Below are 14,709 nucleotides of genomic sequence, written 5' to 3'. Positions count from 1 at the left end.
ACATAACACCCCCCCCCCCACAACCGATTTTTTTTGTTGTCTGGGGGGCTGTTTTTTGTTTAAAACACACCCCCCCCCCCCCCCCCCCGCACAGCAGTCGGCCTCGCAGAAGTTCATCGCCTTCATGACCTCCGCACCGTCCCAGGAAAAGATCGCACTCGCCAACGGCACCCTGCCCACCAGAATGGACGCCTTCACCGCCAAGGTGGTCTTCAAGCCGGAGGTCGCAGCCTTCCGCCTCGCCTTCAAGGACGGCGTCCCGCGCCAACCCATCCCGGAGTACACCGCTCTCTACGCGGCCATGGAACCGAACCTGCTCAACATCCTGACCGGCCGCACCACCGCGCAGCAGGGCCTGAGGAAGACGGCTGACCAACCGCCGCCCGGGCAGCCTGAGCGTCCTGGACGGCTGCACCCACACCGCTCACCCCGATCCGGCCGTCCTCATCGCGGCCGTCGACATCCCATGGCTTCGGCTGAGCCACCCCACGTCCCGATCAACAGTCCCGGAGCGATCCGACCACCAAGAAGATCATTTCGCTAGGAGTTCTTGAGCCGGGACGCCACCGCGCGGACCGTGGACCAGGAGCCGCACGGGTTTCACGAACCGGACAGGGCCGGCCGGCGGGACCGGTAGATTAGGCATACCTCAGATAATCACTGCCTTTTTCGCATGGATGTCCTTGTCCACGGGTGGTGCACGAGGAGCACAGGACTCGCGAGCAGCGGTCGGCGCGGAAGGACGGGAGACGGCATGGCGAGCAAAGGCGGGGATGCGAGGCGTCCGCACGGTGAGCTCGTCGCGGACGTGTTGGCAGTGCTGTGGCAGTCGGGTGAGCCGATGACCGCGCAGGACGTCAACGCCGCGCTCGGCACGGGCCTGGCCAGAACGACGATGGCCACCATCCTCAGCCGCCTGCACGAGAAGGGCACGCTGCGCCGGGTACCCGCTGGGCGTGGCTTCGCCTACGAGCCGGTGGAGGACGCGGCCGGGCTCGTCGCCGGCCGGATGCGCCGTGAGCTGGAGAACGAGCCTCGGCGTGACCTGGTGCTGAAGCGGTTCGTCTCCTCGCTGTCAGAGGACGACGAAGAGACACTGCGCCGCCTGCTCCTGGAGGCCGAGGGCGGCCCCGCGTGACCTTCGCCCTGCTTCTGGTCGTCCTGGCCCTGCTGTTCCCATGGCCGGCGGCTGCAATCACCCGGCGCCTGGCCCGGGTGCTGCCGCCGCGCGCCGCGTGCTGGGTGCTGAGCGTTGGGGCGGTCCTGCTGGCCGGTGGAACGCTCTCCGTGCTGATCGGCCTCTTCCACGTGCCGTTCCTGGCCTCCCTGGAACAGCTGTCGCCGACACGGGTGCTGGAGGTGTGGCCCGCGGCGATGCCGGTCGCAGGGGCGGCCGGAGCAGTACTACTCCTCCAGTTGACGCTGCTGGTACGGCGCTGGATGCAACACCGTTCGCTGCTCCGGCGGGCCTGGCGGTCGGTGGAGGAAGGCTCCGGCGAAGGCGACCTCGTGGTGATCCCGGGAGGCGATGTGGACGCGTTCGCGCTTCCCGGCTACCGGGGGCGCCCGGGCCGGGTCGTGGTCACCTCCGCGATGGTGCGGTCGCTGAAGGCGCGCGAGCGCGAGGTGCTGCTGGCACACGAGCGAGCGCATCTGGCCGGGCGCCACCATCTGCTGTCGGCCGTAGTCGATCTCGCCGCCATGATTCACCCCGCGCTGCGCGGTGTGCGTGAGGCCCTGGCCTTCCACCTGGAGCGGTGGGCGGACGAGGAAGCCGCGGCGGTGACGGGCGACCGGCGGGTGGCGGCTGCGGCCGTCGCACGTGCGGCACTGGCCGGCGCCTCCCCCGGCCGCAGCAGCGGGTACCCGCTGCTGTCGGCGACGAGCGGACCGGTCCCGCAGCGCGTCGAAGCACTGCTGGGGCCCAAACCACAGGGCCCGCGCGGCAGCATGCACAGAGCCGCTGCCACCGCTCTGGCGTTGACCGTGGTCGCCGCTGCGGCGGCAGGCCTCACCATGGCCTACGGGCTGCACGAATATGTGGAGTACTCCGCGCGGCAACTGCTCGGCACGCCCTCGGGCTGCTCGGGTCCGTGGAGCACTCTGCACGGCCTGTTCAGTTTCCGTACGTAGGAACCACCCGGCCCCCTCACCGGCCGTGTTCGGCGGTCCGGCGAAAAGGCCTTCCCGCCGTCCGCACGCGGAGGCTCACCGAGTCCGCTGCCCGGCTGCGGCGACGCGGAGGACGGGCTCGTCCTGGAGAAGGGGAGGCGGTACCGGGCGTCGTGGGCCCGGCATGATCGGCGCGATACCCCCCGGGGCCTGTCCGGCGGACTGTGCGAGGACCCGGACCTGGCGGGAGTGCCCGAGGCGGTCGCCGAGCTGGTCCACGACTGTCTGTCCGAGGACCCGGAGGACCGTCCGACGGTCGACGCGGTCGTCTCCCGCACCAGGAGGGCCCTGGGCGGCGGCTGGCTCCCTCCGGAGCTGCTGTCCCGGCTCGACCGGGACGCGGCGGACTTCCTCCGGACGGCGGACCCGACGAGCCCGCTCCGGGCGGCGGACCCGGCCGACGTGTTCCGGGTGGTGGTCCGCCCCGCACACCGGAAGCAGGTTCCGGTCGCACCCCCGAGGCGGACTTCCGTGGCGGTCACCGTACCGGCCGTGTCACCGACGATGCGCAAGGGGCTCCGCGTCGGGCGCCGTCTTCTCACCGCGCTCCTCGTCGGCGCCGCCACCGTCGCCTACCCGTGGATCGGACCGGCCCCGGTCTTCCTCCGCCTCTCGGACGGGACGAGGGAGGAGAGGACGTTCAGCGGGGTGCGGCGCGTCGAGTCCTACGGGAGGGACGAGGGCTTCTCCCCTCGTCTCTCACCACGCGTCGGCGTGAGGCCGGAAAAGGCTCAGGGTCACGAGAACTCCAAGATCGAGCGTGTGGAAGAGCCGGGGAAGGACGGAAGGGCCGTCTCCGGCCGCTCCCTTCCCGCGAACACGTTCGATTCTTCGCGCCGCCGCCTTCCGCAGCATGGGGGGAGATTCCTGCGTCCGGGCGGGAGTTCGACCACCGCCCTTCGCGGCGGTCGAACCTGTACGTGGGAGGCCGCGCGGGAATTCCGGTCCCGACGGCTTCGGATCGGGACCGGCTACGCGTCGCGGCGCAGGGCGCCGGAGAGGGCGATCCGGGAGGAGACGCCGAGTTTGCGGTAGACGCGGGAGATGTGGGTCTCCACGGTGCGCGGGCTGAGGAAGAGCCGTTCGGCGATCTCACGGCTGCGCAGCCCCTCCGCCGCCAGGCCGGCGATCTCGCGTTCGCGGTCGCTGAGCAGATCGCGCGGGTCCGCGGCGCGGCCGTCGGCGGAGAGTTCGGTACGGAGGTGGGCCACGCGTTCCCGGACGAGCCGCGCGGTACGGGTGCGGGCGACGGCGTCGGCGATGTCGAGATGGCGGAGGGCGGTGTCCGGGCCGTGGGCCTCGTGGAAGGCGCGGGCACCGAGCGTGAGGGTCCAGGCGTACTCCAGGAGCATGCCGGCCGACCGGAAGGTCTCCGCCGCGGGTTCGAACAGTCCGGCGGCGATGTCGTGCGCGCCGTCGGCCATGTGCAGCTGGGCACGGGAACGGCGTGCGTACGCCCCCTGGACCGCCAGCCCCAGCCGCTCCGCCTCGACCTCGGCGGTACGGGCCAGGCGGTGCGCCTCCGCCCTGTCGCCGGCCTCCAGCGTGGCCGTGACCAGCAGGGAGAGCAGCGAGGGACGGGAGAAGGGCCGGACCTGCGGCAACCGGTGGCTGCCGATGGTGTCCAGCAGCACGCGTCGGCACCCGTCGGCGTCACCGGCGAGCAGCCGGGCATGGGCGAGGAGGCCCGTCGCCGAAGCGGTCCACCAGCTGTGGCCGGGCGGGGCCGCGTCGGTGATCCCCTCGACGAGGGCGACCGCCTCGGCGGCGGACGCCCGGCCGTTGGACCAGACGTGCCCCGTGGCGCGTATCGCCTGTGCGAGGGTCACGGCAGGCCGCACGCCGAGGGAGCGGGCCAGAGCCTCGGCTTGAAGGGCGTGCTGCCGGGAGGCGTCCAGGTGGCCGGTCCAGTGCTCGGCGATGGCCAGTCCGAGCAGCCGGTGGAGCTGGATGGGCCGCTGGAGGCCGGTGTCACGGGTGGCCAGCCCCCGGCTGAGATGGCGGACGGCGTCGGTGAACCGCTCCAGGTAGAGTTCGGCGCTGCCCAGCAGGGCGAGGGTCTCCGGGGTGCGGCCGGCGAGGGGGTCCGGCAGGGCGTCAACGAGCCGGACGCAGCGGGCGACCTCTCCGGAGGCCTCCCGGAGGTCTCCGGCGTGAGCGGCGCAGAGGGCGTTGAGAACCCCCAGCACGGTGCGGTCCGTCGCACCCGCGTCGCCGGTCGCGCCCGGGATCCGTACGGCTTCCGCCAGCAGGTCGCGGGCCTGCTCGTGCGAGCCGTGCAGGACGTGCACCAGTCCGTACTCGATGATCAGTTCTGCGACTTCGGGCGGCAGCGGGTCGGGCAGGGGCCTGGGCAGCAGGGCGAGGGCCGCGCCCACGATGGCGGTCGCCTCCGCGTAGCGGCCGAGCTGGCGTTCGGCGTCGGCGCAGACGGCGTGGGCCCGCAGCAGGTGCCGCTCGTCGAGAGGGGTGGGGCGGCGCCCCAGCAGCTCGTGCGCGCGGGTGCGGGCCTCGTCCATGCGTCCCGAGGCGATCAGGGCATGACAGAGGGCGAGTTCCGCTTCCGTACGGTCGGCGGCGTCGGCCTCCCCGTCGGGCAGGGCCTCCAGGGCGAGGCGGAGCCAGTGGGTCGCGGTCGCGGGATCCCGCGCGGTGATCTCGGCGGCGGCCCGGACGAGGGTGCGCGCGGCGAGTGCCGCGTCGGCGCCGAGCAGCCGCTCGGCGTGCCGGGCCCGTTCGCGGACCCGGCCGCTCCGGTCGGCGACGAGGTCCAGGGCACGGCGGTGGGCACGCAGCCGGAAGGACACCCCTGCCACCTCGTACGCGACGTGGCCCACGACGGGGTTGCGGAAGGCCAGGCCGCCCCTTCCGTCGGCCGCGCGCACCAGGCCCGCCCACTCCAGTTCGGTGAACGCGTCGAGAGTGCGGTCCATGCCCAGTCCGCTGATCCGGGCGACGTCCTCGGGCCGGAACGGGCTGCCGGCCACGGCCGCCGCCGACGCGGTGAGCGCCGCCGACACGGACAGCGCGTCGAGTTCCGCGATCAGCGGTTTCGCCTCGCGCAGCAGTCCGGCGACGTCTGTGCCCGGCCGGTCGGTTCCGTGCTCGGGACGCCAGCCCGCGGCCGCGAGCAGGCGTACGTAACGGGGGTTGCCCTCGGCCACGGCACACAAGTCGGCCGCGATCCGGAGGAGTCCGGTACGGGCGCGTGGGTCCGTTTCTCCGTGGCCGGGCCAATCCGCGAGCAGCGCGGCCACGGCGCCGGGGTCGAGCGGCCCCGGTTCGACGCGCGTCACCGTGCCGGCCCGTGCCCCGTCCTCCAGCGCCCCCCTCAGCTCGGGCGCCGTCCGCCCAGGGCGGTGGGAGAGGGCGAGCAGGAACGGACCGGGCACCGCGGACCGCACCAGCCGCACGAGCAGCGCGGCCGAGTCCGGGTCGCACCAGTGAACGTCGTCCAGGACCACCACGTGCCCCGCCATCCACTCGGCGGGCCCGTCGCGAACCACGTCGAACCGCCGTGCGTCCCTGTCGCCGGCGGCCGCCCCCGCGGCCCAGGCGTCACGGAACACCCGCCACGGGGTGGTGTCGCCGCGCACGGCGTGGGCGCGGGCCACCGGGACGCCCTGCCGCGCGGCCAGCGCTGCGAGTGCCCCGGTCAGGCGGGTCTTCCCGATGCCCGGCTCTCCACAGATCTCCACGACCGAGCCCCGACCGTGCCGCAGTGCCGTCACGGCCCCCGCCAGCGTGGTGAGTTCGGCCTCCCGCCCGGGAGGGTGCTCGCCGGCAGCCGGTTCGGGCACTGCGGACATGAGCGTTGTTCTCCCTCTGCGCAGAGCGTGGACAGAGCAACCATACAGACGCGGACGGAGGCCTCGAACTTCGGTTTCCGAAGCGGGGCGCCTGTACGAGTACCGAATCCAACGTTCTTGACGAGCAGGGGAGTTCGTTCAGTCGGGTATGCCCCAGGTGAAGCGGTGCGCGTGGATGCCGAAGTACGGGAAGGACTCCACGGCGCTCACCCCGGGAACGGTGCGAACGCGGTCGTTGATGATCGCGGACAGTTCCTCCATGGTGCGGCACACGACCTCCGCGAACAGGTCGCGGGAGCCGGCCGTGGACACCAGGTAGACCACGCTGTCGACGCGCTCCAGCTCGTCGATGACCTCCGGGAGCCTGCCGTCGACGTTGATGGCGAGTAGCGCCATCACGGGCAGCCCCAGCTTCATCGGGTCGGTGACCGCCGCGAACTCCAACAGGCCGCGGTCGGTCAGGCGCTGCACCCGGGCGCGCACGGCCGGAGCGGACAGCCCCACCTCCCGGCCCAGTTCGGTGTACGAGGCGCGCCCGTCCTGCTGGAGCCTTCGGACCAGGGTCTTGTCGACCGCGTCCAGTTCGATACGGACCGCCACGTGATCCTCTTTCCTTCCGGGGGATGCCGGACGAGACCGTAGCAACCCGGCCGCGCGGGCCGACGCGACCGCGGGAGGTCCGGGGCGTCCCCGACCTGCCAGGTGGTGCGATGGGTACGTACAGGCTTGCTCGTTTTCCCCGACGCATGCGCACCCGGGCCCAATGAGGCCTGCTCCCGCGTCCGACCACCGCCATGAAGGAGGCACCAACTGTTGGCTTTCCCCCGTGAGAACTTCGCGACCTGCGACTCCGTGTTCGCGCCGCGCAACAGACTCCCGGGTGGAAGACCCGCTACCCGGTCCACCCCGGAGCGGAAGGCACGGTCGACGAGTTCGCCCACGGCCACGGTATGCGCCGCTGCCGCTACCGAGGACGGAGCAAGGTCCACGTCCAGCACGTCCTGACCGCAATCGACATCGACATCGAGCGGCCCAGCGGTCTCCCGCCGACCGAAGGAGCACTCCTTCCCCGTCAGGATCGAGCTAGGACTCCGGGGTCCAGGGTTCGTCGAGGACCGCCAGGGAAGGGGGGTGCACCAGGGCGCCGGGGAGCCGGGGGTGGGGACTGAGGACGCCTTTCGCCGTCAGCCGGGCGAGGACCGGTTCCGGGGGGTGGGGGATGCGGTCGCGCAGCCAGCCGGCGGAGACGGCGGGCGAGGAGCGCAGGTGGGTGAGGACGGCCGCGGCAGCCGGGTCGTCGGTGAGGTGTCCGGCGGCCTCGGTGAGGAGGGTGTTGTAGCGGGTGACGGTGGTGGTGCGGTGCCGGGCGGTCTCGGTGACGGCACGGGCGAAAAGGGAGCCCCACTCCGTCCATCGGCCTTCGGCGGCGGCGACGAGGGCCTCGTCGTGAGGGCGGCGGTGGGCGTGGACCCAGCCGTCCAGGTCCAGCAGCAGGCCGGGCAGCAGCCGGGCCGCCAGCAGGTCGCACTGGGCGAGGAGGCGCGCTGTCCGGCCGTTGCCGTCGGCGAAGGGGTGGACGGTCAGCAGCCGGACCGTGGAGAGGGCGGCCGCGTCCAGGGCGGGAGCGGTGGTGCGTACGGCCCAGCGGTACCAGCGTTCTACGTGGCCTCGGAGTTCCCTGCCGGGTGCCACCTCGACGGCGAAGACCTGGCCGTCGGCCCAGGTGATCCTGGCCGTGGACCGGCGCAGGCCGCCGGGGCCGGGGATGCTGGGGTCGCCGGTGACCATCAGCGTGTGCAGCTCGCTCAGGGCACCCGGGGTGAAGCAGGGTCTGCGGTCGGGCCGTTCCGCGATCTCCGCGCGGGTGGAGGCGGCGGCCAGCAGCCCGGCCTCGGCCCGCCGTTCGGCGACGGCGGCGATCCGGGCGGTCACCGGCCCGTCGGGGGTGCGGGCCAGGTGGCGGGTGTGCACGGCCGTGCGGAACCGGGCCCGGTGGAAGAGGTCCGGGTTGCCCAGGTGCCGCCCGACGGCGTCGGAGAGTTCGGCCAGCGCGGCGGTCGCCTCGTCCCGCTCCGCCGGGGGATCGCCTCCGCGTCCAGCGGCGGTACGACGGGAGCGATCCGTCGTACCGCACCGCCCGACGGGCGTGGGGCCATCAGCACCACCGGCTGGTGACCTTCCCGGTGGGCCGCACCACGTCCACGTACTCGGTGGTGGTGTAACCCAGCCAGTTCGTGGAGGTGACGGAGTACGTGAAGGTCTGGTACTCGACGAACAGGGCCCAGGACTGACCCGGTTCGAGGGTGACGTCGACGGAGTACGACTGCTCGATCTGGGTGTTGAGCTGCGCACCGAGCGAGGAGGACAGCACCGTGGCCGCGTTGGCCGAGATGTTGGCGCTGACCTGGTAGGAAACCTGGTACTTGACGGTCCTGTTGACCCGTATGGGCATGGAGTTGGCGTTGCGGTGACAGTCGGTCGGCACCTCGGTCTTGGCACCGGCCTGGATCGGGCCCGCGCCGGTGGCCGGCGCGCCGCTGCCCCAGCCCCACGACATGGGCGGCATCGCCGGGTCCATCGGGGTGGGCGGTCGGGTGGCGGTGCCGTCGACGACGACCCTGGGCAGCGTGCCGTCCACCGGCTGGCCGATGACGCCGTTGAACATGTCGATGTCGCCCCAGGAGCCGCCGGTGTCGCCGCCGTCCCCTCCGCCGCCCCAGCCTCCGTCACCGGGGTCACCGCCGGGAAAACCGCCCGGGTTGTCGTCCGGCCAGGGGTTCTCCTCCTCTTCGTGATCGCAGCTGGTCTGGTTGTCCTCGCAGGCGTAGGCGGTGTACGAGGCGGTCACCGCCGGTACGGCGGTGAGCACGGTCGCGCCGAGGGTGGCGGCGACCATCATCTGGCGGAGCTTCACGGGTCCTCCGGTCTGGAGCGGTTCGGGTGGCGGCCTGAATTCTGTCCGGCCGGCGGACCCGGCCACGTCCGTGGAAATACGTAAGGCGGTACGCAAACCGAGGCTGGAGCACTGGTGATCCGCGTCGGAGGTTCGCCGTTGGCCGGGCACGAGCCGTCCGGGTCCGAAGATTCCGCCGTTGTCGGTGACCGATGCCCAGCGGGCTTTAACGGAGGGCCGGTCACGTCGTCGCGCGACGGCTCGGGCTCTGGCCCTGCGGTCGCGGATTGCACTGAAGTGCGCCGAGGGGGCTCGATCTTGGAGGTGTCCCGCCGGCTGCGGATCGCTTCGGACACGGTCCGCACCTGGCGGAGGCACTTCGTCGAGCGGGGCCTGGACGGCTTGGGTGACGGCCCGGGGCCGGATGCCCCACGGAAGATCACCGACGCTGGTGTCGAACGCGTCATCGTCAAGCCGCTTGAGGAGACGCCGAAGAACGCGACCCGCTGGTCGACCAGGTCGATGGTCGCAGCCACGGGCATGTCGCGGGCCAGAGGAAGACGGGCGCGTCACCGGCCTGTCCTGCGGTGAGCACGGAGGCCAGTGGCCGGCAGTGGGCATCGGAGGCCAGTGGCCGGCAGTGGGCATCGGAGGCCAGGTGGATCTCTGTGGCCAGTCCACCGCGGGATCTGCCGATGGCGTGGTCTGCCGGTCTGCCGGTCCGCCGGCCGGGGCCCCCTTTCGCGGGCTCCAGCCGCGTGCTGGTGTACGCGCACGATGGACGCCGCGCCGGTTGCCGTACTTCTCGGGGAGGTGGACCCACTGCGATCCGGTCTGGAACTTCCGGGCGAGCGCATCGATCACCTCCCGGTGGTTCCGCCACCGGCCACCCCGCCGTGGCGTCAGATCCGGGAGTAGCGGCTCGATCCGCGCCCACTGCGCGTCAGCCAACGGAATACGTGAACAACGACCGGCAGGGCTGGTCGGAACGGTGCATCTGTCAGGCGGTCGGCTCGGTGCGGAGCCGCCGCACGTCCCGCCTCGACGAGCGACGGGTTCTGTTCGACCAGGCCCAAGGACGCCTCGATCGCCGCGTCCCGCTGGGCGGGGCTGTCCAGGCGCCGGCTTTGGCGGCCCGGCAACGCCTCCGCGCGGGCCGTCGCCGAGCGGGCGAGGAAGTCGGCCGCCGCGCCTTCGGGCGACTCGGCGCCGACGGGGCCCCGGAGCCGGGCCTGGCGTCCGAGAGCGGGCCAGTAGAAGGCGAGTGCCGCGGTGGGCCGTGCGGACAGGTGCCGGCCCTTCGGGCTGTCCGCGTGGGCCGCGAACTGCCAGCCGTGTTCGTCGACGTTCTTGAGGATCAGCACCCGCGCCCACGGATCGCCGTGTTCGTCCACGGTCGAGAGCGTCATCGCGTGGGGGTCGGGCAGCCCGGCCGCGACCGCTTCGCCCAGCCACACGAGGAACGGCTCCTCCGGTTCCTCCGGTGCCCCGGCGGGGTCGAAGGAGGGCAGTGGGCCCGCGAAGACCTCCAGTTCCCGCAGCCACTCCCGGACGTTCGGCGCGGGGCTCCCGCTCACGGTGTCCTCCTCGTGCGTGGCGTACGCGCGGCGGCCCGACACCGGCCGCGTACGGAAATCTTTCGAACAGCAGCCCTTACTGCGGGCAGGGCTTTCGTCCGTGCCAGGCAAATCGGCCAGAGGACCCACAGAAGCGAATCTCCGCGCTTTCCGAGGCTCGCTTTCGCCAATCCGGACGTTCCCGCGCGACGAATAGCCGCTGCGGGAGGCGTGGAACAGCCGCTCTCCGGACGGAAGGCGATCAGCATGCTCACACTGGCTTTGATCGGGTTGCTGGGAGGGCTGATCACGGCGGTCTCACCCTGCATCCTGCCGGTCCTTCCCGTGGTGTTCCTGGCAGGCGGCACCGGCGGCGAGCACGAAGGCCGGGCGACGGCAGGGGCCTCCCCGGCGGCCGCGGCGGAAACAGGAGTCCCGGGCACGGAGCCGTCCGGGGGCGGGGTGATGACCGCTCCCGCCGCGCCCCGGGCACGGGCGCCGCGCAACCGCCGTCCGTACGCAGTGGTGGCCGGTCTCGTGGTCAGCTTCGCCTTCTTCACCCTGCTCGGGGTGACGATCATCTCGGCCCTCGGCCTGCCGCAGGACATCCTGCGCTACATCGGCCTGGGCCTGCTCGTCCTCATCGGACTCGGTCTGATCTTCCCGCCCGTCGAGCGCGTGCTGGAGAAGCCCTTCGCCCGCATCCCGCAGCGCCAGGTGAACAAGGAGGGCAGCGCCTTCGCCCTGGGCCTGGGCCTCGGCCTGCTGTACGTGCCCTGCGCCGGTCCCGTCCTGGCCGCGATCACCGTGGCCGGCGCGCGGGGCGAGATCAGCGCGGACATCGTGGTCCTGACCCTGTCCTTCGCCCTGGGCACCGCCGTACCGCTGCTGGTGTTCGCCCTGGCCGGACGCCGGGTGGCCGAACGGGTCGCCGCGTTCCGCAAGCGCGCCCGGGGGCTCCGGATCGTCGCCGGCTCCCTGATGATCGCCCTCGCGCTGGGGCTCGCCTTCGACGTCACCGCCGCCGTCCAGCGCGCCCTGCCCGACTACACCTCCGGGGTGCAGAAGAAGATCGAGGACAGCGACACCGCGCGACAGCAGCTCTCCGGGCTCTACGACGACTCCAACAAGGACCTCTCCCGCTGCGAGGACGGCGCCGAAGAGCTGCGCTCGTGCGGACAGGCCCCGCCGATCGAGGGCATCGACTCCTGGCTCAACACCCCGGGCAACCGGCCGGTCGACCTCAAGAGCCTGCGCGGCAAGGTGGTCCTGGTCGACTTCTGGACCTATTCCTGCATCAACTGCCAGCGGGCCGTACCCCACCTGAAGGACTGGGACCGCGCCTACCGGGACGCCGGACTGCGGATCATCGGCGTCCACTCGCCCGAGTTCGCCTTCGAGAAGAAGCGCGACAACGTCGTCTCCGGTGCCAAGAGGCTCGGCGTGACCTGGCCCGTCGCCCTCGACAACGACCTGGCCACCTGGAACAACTACCGCAACCGCTTCTGGCCCGCCAAGTACCTCATCGACGCCGACGGCACCGTCCGCCACCTCAAGTTCGGCGAAGGCCAGTACGACCGGACCGAGCAGCTGATCCGCGACCTGCTGCGGCAGGCGAACCCCACCGTCGCCCTCCCCGCGCCCACCGGCCGCGCCATGGACGACCTGACCGCCGACCGCACCCCCGAGACCTATCTGAGCAGCCTGCGCATCCGCGGCTACGTCGGCACCCCCCTGGTGGACGACAAGCCCGCCGCCTACCGCTTCCCCGAGGACCCGCTCCCCCTCGGCAAGCTCTCCCTCGACGGCACGTGGACCGCCGGCTACGAGCACTTCACCGCCGGCCCCGACGCCCGGCTCGCCTTCACCTATCGCGCCAAGAACGCCAACCTCGTCCTCGCCGGCACCGGCAGGGTCACCGTCCTCGTGGACGGCAGGCCCACCCGGACGATCGACGTCACCGGAGCCCCCACCCTCCACCGCCTGACCGACGACGAGGAACCGCGCACCGCCCGCCTCGAACTGCGCCTCACACCCGGACTCCAGGCCTACGCCTTCACCTTCGGATAGGAGTGGCCGGGCCTCACCGCCGGGGCACGGCGCGTACGAGGACGAGTGAGCCCCGGTAGGTCGGTTGTGTGCGCAGGTGGCCGAAGCGCCCGTCCCAGGCTCCGGAGTCCAGGTCGTGGCGCAGGGTGCGGTCGAAGCGTTCGCGGGCGTCGTCGTCGACGAAGCTCCAGGCCGAGCAGGGCTGGCGGGCGGCGGGGTCGAGGAGCATCTCGGGGCGTCCGTAGTAGGCCTCGTTGAAGCCGTCGGTGCAGTCGAGCGGGATCGGGACGGCATCGACGGTGCCGGTTCCGCCGAGGGCCGCCACGATCTCGTCGACCGGAGGGTATCGGCGGGCCTCCGTGTCGAGGACCTCCGGGGAGTAGCGGTACAGCCAGAAGTCCCTCACCATGACCGGGTCGCAGGTGAGGACCGCGACCGGGCCGCGGGTCACCCGGCGCATCTCCCGCAGGCCGGCGGTCACGTCGCTCCACTGGTGCACGCTGAAGAGGGTCATGGCGGCGTCGAACGCGTCGTCGGCGAACGGCAGGTCCTCGGCGACGGCGTCGACCGCGTGGGTGAACCCCGTGGGGCGCCGGGCGCGCATCGAGGCGGACGGTTCGACGGCGGTCACCGCGGCGGCGACGTTCTCGTACGATCCGGTGCCCGCGCCGACGTTGAGGACGGTCCGGGCCTCCCCCAGGGCGCGGGCGACGAACCGGGCGATGCGGTCGTCGGGCCGACGGCGGGAGGGGTCCTCGGAGCCGGTCGCGCCGTGGTCGACGTCTCCGGCGCCGCCGCCGTGCGTACGTGTCGTCATCTGCCTTACCTCGCCTCGTGAGCAGGAACGGCGCGAGCGGACGAGGGACGCGCCGGTGGGCGGCCTGTCCCGCCGCCTCCGCCTCGACGCCGGTTCCCCCTTATCCTGCATCTGCGATACGAAAGGCTCAATAGGCCCCACAGATGCTTGGCAGATCTGTCGGGTCGGCGGGCAACTGCGGATTGGACGTTCGGTGGCGGACGATCGCCGGGCCGGCCGCCGCAAAGGCCCGCCCGGGCACGGGAGCGGCCGGACGGGCCCTCGTGAACCGCTCCGCCCGTGCGACGGGAGGAAGGGGATGAACCCACGGCGCGCCCCTGAGTACAGCGGGTCACACAAGAGGGAAAGACCCCCTTTCGTGGCGAATGTGCGAGGTGGAAGGGGGACAGACCCTTGCATGCATGTTCTCCTTCGATGCGAGTGCGAGGTGTGCGGTGCGCGGCTACCACAACCTCGCCGCCCCCTGGAGCGAGCAGCGCCACTCCTACCAGGAGGACAAGTGACCCGGCGCGGGGCCTCCGCTCGCGCCGGACGCCGGTGACGCCTTCCTCCGCACGCCGCGCCGGAGGGCGCCGACCGAGCAGGGCAGGTACCTTCTCTTCTCGCACATGAAGCACGGAAGAGGAATTCCGTCACGCATCCGCGGGCCTACGCCTTGAATTTCCCCCCGTCTGCGGTTGCTGGAAATCATTCCCGGAAGCTCGAAGTGTCAGGAAAAGGGGCGAAGCAGCAGGTCAGCGGGCCTGGAAAAGGTGAGCGGAAGGCGCTTCATGGAATTCGCCAGGTGATCAGGGCTCCCTGGTCGGTGAATGCGGTGCAAGCCGAAGAAGTACTTTCCTGTCCGGTAGTGTCGGTGGTGTCGTAGATCGCAGAAGTGACGACTTCCCGTTCCCGGAATTGAGAGGCGTGCTCCCCATGACTCTGTCCATCCGCAACCAGCTTCCCGGCACCGTCACCGCCGTCACCGCGGGCGAGGCCATGGCCTCGGTGAAGGTGCGCCTGGACGGTGGCCAGGACATCACCGCCGCGATCACCACCGACGCGGTGAAGGACCTGGGCCTGGCCGAGGGTTCGGCCGTCAGGGCGCTGGTGAAGTCCACCGAGGTCGCCCTCGCGACCGGCCCCGTCGAGGGCGTCTCCATCCGCAACCAGCTCGCGGGCACCGTCACCGACGTGGCGACCGGCGGGGCCATGGCGTCGGTGAAGCTCACGGTCGAAGGCGGCGAGCTGACCGCCGCCATCACCAAGGACGCCGTCGAGGACCTCGCCCTCACCGCCGGCACCCCGGTCGTCGCGCTGATCAAGTCGACCGAGTTCTCCCTCGCCTCCGCCTGACGGACACGCGTCGCGGGTGCGGCCGCGCCTCCACGGACGCGCGGCCCCGCGCACGTAAAGGGCTCACAGCAGAGCCGG

The 14,709-nt window shown here is 72.0% G+C and carries 14 protein-coding genes and 1 pseudogene; 8 read left to right on the top strand and 7 right to left on the bottom strand.

Features of this window, described 5'->3' with window-relative positions:
- Positions 1-124 precede the first annotated feature (124 nt).
- From ACWGSR_RS34345 to ACWGSR_RS34330, 4 genes are all read left to right on the top strand, one after another.
- Positions 125-544, top strand: a complete 420-nt coding sequence (locus ACWGSR_RS34345; RefSeq protein ID WP_453572671.1) for a hypothetical protein — start codon at positions 125-127, stop codon at positions 542-544.
- A gap of 210 nt (positions 545-754) precedes the next feature.
- Positions 755-1,138: a BlaI/MecI/CopY family transcriptional regulator gene (locus ACWGSR_RS34340; protein WP_376237278.1), complete on the top strand. Its 384-nt coding sequence runs from the start codon at positions 755-757 to the stop codon at positions 1,136-1,138.
- A complete protein-coding gene (locus ACWGSR_RS34335; protein ID WP_453572667.1) occupies positions 1,135-2,133 on the top strand; it encodes a M56 family metallopeptidase in 999 nt (332 codons plus the stop codon). The genes ACWGSR_RS34340 and ACWGSR_RS34335 overlap by 4 nt, the downstream gene beginning before the upstream one ends.
- A 228-nt stretch (positions 2,134-2,361) precedes the next feature.
- Positions 2,362-3,207 (top strand): hypothetical protein, encoded by an 846-nt coding sequence (locus ACWGSR_RS34330; RefSeq protein WP_453572664.1) that lies wholly within the window; start codon positions 2,362-2,364, stop codon positions 3,205-3,207.
- Here ACWGSR_RS34330 and ACWGSR_RS34325 read toward each other — a convergent pair.
- Positions 3,144-5,981, bottom strand: a complete 2,838-nt coding sequence (locus ACWGSR_RS34325) for a LuxR C-terminal-related transcriptional regulator (RefSeq protein ID WP_453572661.1) — start codon at positions 5,979-5,981, stop codon at positions 3,144-3,146. The two genes, ACWGSR_RS34330 and ACWGSR_RS34325, sit on opposite strands and share 64 nt — an antisense overlap.
- Positions 5,982-6,119: 138 nt before the next feature.
- Positions 6,120-6,581 carry an Lrp/AsnC family transcriptional regulator gene (locus tag ACWGSR_RS34320; RefSeq protein ID WP_376237284.1) on the bottom strand — a complete coding sequence of 154 codons (462 nt, stop codon included), beginning with the start codon at positions 6,579-6,581 and terminating at the stop codon, positions 6,120-6,122.
- Positions 6,582-6,823: 242 nt separating this feature from the next.
- Here ACWGSR_RS34320 and ACWGSR_RS34315 point away from each other — a divergent pair, with 242 nt between their 5' ends.
- Complete coding sequence (locus tag ACWGSR_RS34315; RefSeq protein WP_453572677.1) at positions 6,824-7,150, top strand: transposase; 327 nt, start codon at positions 6,824-6,826, stop codon at positions 7,148-7,150.
- On the opposite strand, the gene ACWGSR_RS34310 is transcribed toward ACWGSR_RS34315, so the two are convergent.
- Both ACWGSR_RS34310 and ACWGSR_RS34305 read right to left on the bottom strand, forming a co-directional pair.
- Positions 7,065-7,952: a Fic family protein gene (locus ACWGSR_RS34310; protein WP_453572658.1), complete on the bottom strand. Its 888-nt coding sequence runs from the start codon at positions 7,950-7,952 to the stop codon at positions 7,065-7,067. The two genes, ACWGSR_RS34315 and ACWGSR_RS34310, sit on opposite strands and share 86 nt — an antisense overlap.
- Before the next feature lie 184 nt (positions 7,953-8,136).
- Positions 8,137-8,895, bottom strand: coding sequence for a DUF6426 family protein (locus tag ACWGSR_RS34305; RefSeq protein WP_376237288.1), 759 nt, complete (start codon positions 8,893-8,895; stop codon positions 8,137-8,139).
- 114 nt (positions 8,896-9,009) lie between these two features.
- Here ACWGSR_RS34305 and ACWGSR_RS34300 point away from each other — a divergent pair, with 114 nt between their 5' ends.
- Positions 9,010-9,465 carry a helix-turn-helix domain-containing protein gene (locus ACWGSR_RS34300; protein WP_453572674.1) on the top strand — a complete coding sequence of 152 codons (456 nt, stop codon included), beginning with the start codon at positions 9,010-9,012 and terminating at the stop codon, positions 9,463-9,465.
- Positions 9,466-9,705: 240 nt separating this feature from the next.
- Here the strand turns inward: ACWGSR_RS34300 and ACWGSR_RS34295 are convergent.
- Both ACWGSR_RS34295 and ACWGSR_RS34290 read right to left on the bottom strand, forming a co-directional pair.
- Positions 9,706-9,825: pseudogene (locus tag ACWGSR_RS34295) on the bottom strand (IS5 family transposase); the annotation flags it as partial.
- Positions 9,777-10,451 carry a pyridoxine/pyridoxamine 5'-phosphate oxidase gene (locus ACWGSR_RS34290; RefSeq protein WP_453572655.1) on the bottom strand — a complete coding sequence of 225 codons (675 nt, stop codon included), beginning with the start codon at positions 10,449-10,451 and terminating at the stop codon, positions 9,777-9,779. The pseudogene ACWGSR_RS34295 and the gene ACWGSR_RS34290, both read right to left, overlap by 49 nt.
- Positions 10,452-10,697: 246 nt before the next feature.
- Here ACWGSR_RS34290 and ACWGSR_RS34285 point away from each other — a divergent pair, with 246 nt between their 5' ends.
- A complete protein-coding gene (locus ACWGSR_RS34285; RefSeq protein ID WP_453572652.1) occupies positions 10,698-12,500 on the top strand; it encodes a cytochrome c biogenesis protein DipZ in 1,803 nt (600 codons plus the stop codon).
- A 13-nt stretch (positions 12,501-12,513) separates the two neighbouring features.
- On the opposite strand, the gene ACWGSR_RS34280 is transcribed toward ACWGSR_RS34285, so the two are convergent.
- Positions 12,514-13,296: a class I SAM-dependent methyltransferase gene (locus tag ACWGSR_RS34280; RefSeq protein ID WP_376237297.1), complete on the bottom strand. Its 783-nt coding sequence runs from the start codon at positions 13,294-13,296 to the stop codon at positions 12,514-12,516.
- 915 nt (positions 13,297-14,211) lie between these two features.
- Between ACWGSR_RS34280 and ACWGSR_RS34275 the strand changes: the two genes are divergently transcribed.
- Positions 14,212-14,631 carry a TOBE domain-containing protein gene (locus tag ACWGSR_RS34275; RefSeq protein ID WP_351969280.1) on the top strand — a complete coding sequence of 140 codons (420 nt, stop codon included), beginning with the start codon at positions 14,212-14,214 and terminating at the stop codon, positions 14,629-14,631.
- Positions 14,632-14,709: the final 78 nt, after the last annotated feature.

This window comes from Streptomyces sp. NPDC055632 (assembly GCF_053618675.1).
Note: the sequence above shows the minus strand (reverse complement) of the source record. Positions and strands in the feature narration are given on the sequence as shown.